We start from the raw sequence: 5,960 nt of genomic DNA, 5'->3' as shown, positions 1-5,960 counted from the left end.
CTTTTTTTATGCACAGAACTATTTTATCTAGTTCTGTGCTTTTTTGCGTTTTAATTATTTAAATCTAAGTAAAAGTGGATAGTATATATGGTTATTTAATGCGTTAAAATATTTTTTCTATGGTAGAATTGTAAGGGGAGGAATTTATGGAATCATTTGCATTGGAAATGTCACATACATTATTAATTGTATTTAAAATTTTAGTATTTAAAAATTTCCTTGATATTTACCAAAACAAAAAAAGAGAATACAAAGAAGTAAAAAGTTCTCTTTGGAAATTTATAATATTAGTTGTGGTTTTAGTTTGTCTGAATAATCGTTTTGATTTGAATAGAATAGCTATGTTAGGTTTGTGGTCAATGGAATTGAATTTGTTTCAAATTGTATTTATTTCTATAATTATGTATTTTTGTAAAAGAAATTATGAAATTAAGTTGTGGCAAGCATTTATGTTTTTTATAGTTTATAAAAATGTACTTTTTATTACTGGAAATATAATTTATTGGGGAATTACATTTTTTTGTATAGCTATTGGGCTTGGTGGCGATAACTATCCAGGTGTATTAGTTGCAATTTTACGTGAAGTACTAGTTTTTATCATTTTATTTGTATTAAATTTAATATTAAAAAAATATAGAAATACTTTTAGAGAGAAAAAATACATAATAAGTATATTAACTGTTATATTTTTAGTAACATTTTTGTATATATACAATTTTATAGATAAGTCTATTTGGATATATGGAGTTAAATTTAAAAATTCAACATATAAAGAGATATGGAGTTTGATGGATAGTTTTTTATATCAAAACATAATTCCATCATTGGTTGTGGTTGTTATACTTTTAATATTTACAATTAAGAAGATAAAAGAATCCATAATTTTAGAAAAGGAAAAAGTAGTGATAGAAGAAAAAATAAGAGCTCAATACAATTACTATGAAAGAATAAGAGAAAATCAAGGTAGAACTAAACGACTTTATCACGATTTAAAAAATCATTTGGTCTGCATCAATAATATTGATGCAAATGAAAATGCTAGGAAATATAGCATAGAACTTCAAAAAGAAATAGAGAAGATCGAATATATATATAACACTAAAAATGATATATTAGACATTATACTTAAAGAAAAAATGATATTTGTATAGATAATAATATAGATTTTTTTGCAGATATAAATTTTGAAAAATGTAACTTCGTGCAAATGATTGATGTGTGTAGTATTTTTTCTAATATATTAGATAATGCAATGGAAGCATGTTTAAAGATAAAAGATAATGAAAGAAAAATATATATAAGAGGAACTATAGTTAAAAATTATTTTGTATTGAAGAGTGTGAACTCAAAAAAAAATGATATAAAAACAGATGATAATAATATTATAAGTAGTAAAAAAGATAAATATTTTCATGGAATAGGTTTAAAAAGCGTTGAAAATTCATTGAATAAGTACAATGGAGAGTTTAGATTCAAGGATTTGGGTAATGAATTTGAACTAGATATTTATATTCCGATAGAAAGTGAAGTGAATTTGAACTATGAAAAAAATAGTATTATGTGAAGATGAATTAAGCCAACAAAAGCTGATAAAAGGGTATATCGAAAAAATTTTCGAAAGTATAAATGAAGAATATGAGCTTTTGATTTATAAAAATGGAGAAAGTTTAATAAAAGATTATCCAAAGAATGTAGATATATTTTTATTAGATATACAATTAGAAGAGATTGATGGAATGACTTTAGCTAGAAAAATAAGAAGTATGTATGATAAAAATGTAGAAATTATATTCACAACATCTTTAATAGACTATGTACAAGAAGGATATGAAGTAAGGGCTTATAGGTATTTGCTAAAGCCTATAAAATTATGTGACCTAGAGAGGCATTTGATTTCTTGCTTTAATGAAATAGAGAGAAATAAGGGTAAAGAGTTAATTTTGAGTTCTAAAACTGAAATATTTAAGATAAACACATCAGATATTTATTATATCGAAGTTTTAAAAAGAGAAATAACTATACATACAAAAACATCCGAGCACTCTATTAATATGACTATGGATAGTATAGAAAGCAAAATAAACCAAAAAAATTTCTATAGATGTCACAAAAGTTATTTGGTTAATTTGGACTATGTAGGAAATGTAAAACAATATGTAGCTATTATGGAGAATAAAGAAGAAGTTCCTATAAGTAGATATAGATTTAAAGAGTTTAAAGATGTATACCTTGAAAGCCTTTTATCAGTATTATAAAAACTAAAACATGACAGTTATAACATTAAAATGCACAGTTGTGCATAGTGCATTGTATATAAAAAAAATGGATGCTATCCTTTAATCAAAAGAGGATAGCATCTATTTTTGTGCACAAGAATCATAGTTTGCTCTATTAGAAGGTAAATACATTAGTTTAAGTAAAACTAATTAGCGTTAAATAGCTATATATTAGTCAAAAAGGAGGTAATTATGAAAGGTGTTTTTACGTTAGCTTTTTCTTATCTGAAAAAGCAAAAAGGGAGAAGTTTTTCTATAATAGTAGCCATAGGATTGGCTACATTAATATCATTTTCAAATATTGTTCAAAAACAAACAAATATAAAGTTAGGTACAGAAAAACTATATAATACATTTGGGACTTATGACTATGAATATAGTGATATTGATGATGAAGCATTGCAAAAAATATTAAATGATAATACAAGTGATGTTACATATAAGATAATCAATTTAGGTAGTATTGTTTATAAAAATGGTGTTAAGAGTATTCTTAATACATATAGTCCATATTATTTAGAAGAAAGCAAGTATGAAGTTATAAAAGGAAGAGAACCAAAAAATGAAAATGAGATAGTTTTAGATAATAGAGCTATAGAGGAAATGAATTTAGAAAATAAATTAGGTAAAGAAATAGATTTTAATATAGTTAAAAAATATAAAAGTCCTGATGGAAAGCAAGAAATATACAATAAAAATCATAAATTTAAATTAGTTGGAGTAGTCAGTAGAACTAAAGACTATTACCAGGAGTATAAAGAATATACACTTAGAGCTTTTACAGGCGGATATACAAATTTAATACCAGAAAACCTTATTACCAATGATGGTATTTTAAATGTAAAAAATGAAAAGACTACAATGGATAATATGTATAAAAGGATGAATAAATACGGCCTTACAGAGTATAACTTTACTATGAATATCGGCTTAATTCAGGGACTAAACTCTCTTGGTGTTGGTGAAGAAGCAACAAGCTATGAAATAAGAAACATGTTATTCCCTATAGCAGTATCGGCACTTTTAATATGCAATATTTTTATAATGACTTTATTTGACATGAAAAAATCAATAGGGATGTTAAGAGCTATAGGAGCTAAAAAACATCAAATATTTTTTATGCTTTTTATACAAAGTTTAATATTAGTAGCTATTGGAGTAGCATCTGGATTTTTAGTTGGAGGAGGTTATGTATATAATTACATAACTAAAATATATCCTAAAAATCCAAGTCTTTATATAACTAAAGAAGCAATATTAATACCAATATTAATAGCAATAACTACGGTGTTTATTTCAAATATAGTTCCTCTATATAAGGCGACTAGGGTATCTCCTGTAGAAGGTATGAGAAACAATGACTTTAGCAATAGAAAATTTAGAAATAGATTTTATTATAAATGGATAAGAAAAGTATTTAATATAACTGGAGAGATGGCATATAAAAATGTATTTAGATTTAGGACAAGGGCTATTCTTTGTATATTATCTATAGGATTAGTTGGATCTATGTATATAACTGCATTATCAAATTACAATAAAAGTGGTATGAATGTAATGCATATGCCAAGTCAAAATATTGGTGAGTATGATATAAAACTAAATAAAGACGATTATAATGTGGAAAATGCTATAGGTATGTATAGTAAGAGTGATGTAGAAAAAATTAAAAATATAGATGATGTAGACTATGTAGATGGAAAATTAGTGTTATCTGGGTCTATGAATAAGAATGAATCATATTTAGAAGTTAGGGGTTATACAGAAAAAGATTTGAAAAAGTTAGATAAATATATAGAAGAAAAAAGTGATGAGAATAATAGTGAATACATAAATGTTTTTGTTAATAATCATACTGATGGAACCAATGAACCAATAGATAAGGATTTGAAAATTGGAGAACTGATTGAAATAAAAATACCATCAGTAAATGATGGAAAGCTAAGTTATAAAGTTGAAAAAGTTAGAATCGCTGGTTTCTTAGATAGAAAATGGATTTTAAATAATTTCTATGGAAGAATGATGACGGTAATAATGCCAATAGAAGAATTATCTAAATTGACTAATATAAATGATGTTAATGTGATAGGAGTAAAAGCTTCTAGTGGAAAAGAAAAAGAAGTTGAAAATAAAATAGAAAAGATGATTGGAAAGAAGGATTACAATAATCTAGAAAGCAGGGCGAAATACAAAGCAGAACAAGAAAAATTACAGGAAATTGCTAAGGTGCAAAGTATGTTTTTATTATTACTTATGTCTGTAGTAGCTTCTTTAAATATTTACTACACTATAAAAACAGGAATACTAATTAGAACTAGGGAACTATCAACTTTAAGAAGTATTGGTATGAGTATGAAAAAGATAAAAAGCATGCTTATTAAGGAATCTTTAATTTATGCTTTTCTTAGCTGCATACTAGGGTCTGCTCATGCTATATATAAAGGGTACAAAGATGTGTCTATGGTTAATGAGATTATGGAAATTGGATTTGGGGCTAAGAATCTAGAAAAATTCGAAGTGCCTTTTAATGAAATAGTAATATTTACTTTTTTAGTGATAGTAGTTTGTATTATATCAGTATACTTGTCTAAGCAAAAACTAGAAAAAATGAGCATATCATATGGAATTAATAGGAATGAATAAGGGGGATTAGTATGATGATATTAAAAATAGAAAATTTAAATAAAATTTATGGTAAAAATGAAAATAAGTTACATGTTTTAAAGAATATAAATTTAAATATAGAAGAAAATAAATTCACTGCTGTAGTAGGTGCTAGTGGTTCTGGAAAAAGTACATTATTAAATTGTATGGCAGGTCTTGATAAACCAACTGATGGAAAAGTTTATTATAATAATGAAGAAATAAGTAATATGCCAGATGGAAAATTAGCTGATATAAGGATAAATAACTTTGGATTTGTGTTTCAAAACTTTAATTTAATACCAGTTATTAATGTGTATGAGAACATAATAATGCCTTCATTATTAGAAAATAGAAAAGTAGATAAAAAATATCTAGAAAAATTACTAGAGAGACTACAAATAAAGGATAAAATAAAAAAATTTCCTAATGAATTATCTGGAGGGCAACAACAAAGAGTGGCTATTGCTAGAGCGCTTATAAATAAACCTAAAATTATATTTGCAGATGAGCCTACAGGAAATTTAGATACAAAGTCAACAGAAGAAGTTATGAGTATATTAAGAGAATGTGTGAATGATTATAATCAGACACTTATAATGATAACTCATAATGACATGATAGCCAGAGAAGCTGATATTTGTATAAAAATACAAGATGGAACAATAATGGATTAATTTAATGTATAAAAAATAAAACTCTAATAATATTAGGGTTTTATTTTTATATAAAAGTTTAAAAATATAAATTTTTCAAAAGTTAACCGTAAAATTGTGGATATTATAAGACTGAATTGCCATATAAGCTAAATACAGATTGTAGATAATGTGGATATCTTCGAAAAAGTATGTGTATAACTTTAAATGATAAAGAAAAAATAAAAAAATACTAAAAAAATTAAGAAAAAGTGTTGACGATATATTTTTTAGGTGATATAGTATTACTTGTCCGAAAGAGATACGGACGGCAAACAAAAGAAAACAACGAAAGTTGAAAATGAACTTTGAAAATTAAACAGTAGGTTAATTTATAGAATTTGAA

Annotated in this window: 5 protein-coding genes; all 5 read left to right on the top strand. The window is 25.2% G+C overall.

Annotated elements, in window-relative coordinates:
- Positions 1–146: 146 nt before the first annotated feature.
- The 5 genes from BN899_RS18055 (at position 147) to BN899_RS18035 (ending at position 5,596) form a co-directional block, all read left to right on the top strand.
- Positions 147–1,151 (top strand): hypothetical protein, encoded by a 1,005-nt coding sequence (locus tag BN899_RS18055; RefSeq protein WP_042278398.1) that lies wholly within the window; start codon positions 147–149, stop codon positions 1,149–1,151.
- A gap of 56 nt (positions 1,152–1,207) precedes the next feature.
- Positions 1,208–1,564 (top strand): GHKL domain-containing protein, encoded by a 357-nt coding sequence (locus BN899_RS18050; RefSeq protein ID WP_042278396.1) that lies wholly within the window; start codon positions 1,208–1,210, stop codon positions 1,562–1,564.
- On the top strand, positions 1,542–2,255 hold the full coding sequence (locus BN899_RS18045; RefSeq protein WP_042278394.1) for a LytR/AlgR family response regulator transcription factor: 714 nt from the start codon (positions 1,542–1,544) through the stop codon (positions 2,253–2,255). The genes BN899_RS18050 and BN899_RS18045 overlap by 23 nt, the downstream gene beginning before the upstream one ends.
- Before the next feature lie 213 nt (positions 2,256–2,468).
- A complete protein-coding gene (locus tag BN899_RS18040) occupies positions 2,469–4,919 on the top strand; it encodes an ABC transporter permease (RefSeq protein WP_042278390.1) in 2,451 nt (816 codons plus the stop codon).
- Between the two features lie 11 nt (positions 4,920–4,930).
- Positions 4,931–5,596: an ABC transporter ATP-binding protein gene (locus BN899_RS18035; RefSeq protein ID WP_042278388.1), complete on the top strand. Its 666-nt coding sequence runs from the start codon at positions 4,931–4,933 to the stop codon at positions 5,594–5,596.
- The last annotated feature ends 364 nt before the right edge of the window (positions 5,597–5,960 follow it).

Origin of the sequence: Faecalimicrobium dakarense (assembly GCF_000499525.1) — a bacterium.
GTDB lineage: Bacteria > Bacillota > Clostridia > Peptostreptococcales > Peptostreptococcaceae > Faecalimicrobium > Faecalimicrobium dakarense.
The sequence above is the reverse complement of the archived record's forward strand: the minus strand, read 5'-3'. Positions and strand labels throughout refer to the sequence as shown.

Coding starts and splice junctions, on each gene's coding strand:
- BN899_RS18055 (WP_042278398.1), top strand. CDS start 147: ATGGAATCATTTGCATTGGAAATGTCACATACATTATTAATTGTATTT.
- BN899_RS18050 (WP_042278396.1), top strand. CDS start 1,208: ATGATTGATGTGTGTAGTATTTTTTCTAATATATTAGATAATGCAATG.
- BN899_RS18045 (WP_042278394.1), top strand. CDS start 1,542: ATGAAAAAAATAGTATTATGTGAAGATGAATTAAGCCAACAAAAGCTG.
- BN899_RS18040 (WP_042278390.1), top strand. CDS start 2,469: ATGAAAGGTGTTTTTACGTTAGCTTTTTCTTATCTGAAAAAGCAAAAA.
- BN899_RS18035 (WP_042278388.1), top strand. CDS start 4,931: ATGATGATATTAAAAATAGAAAATTTAAATAAAATTTATGGTAAAAAT.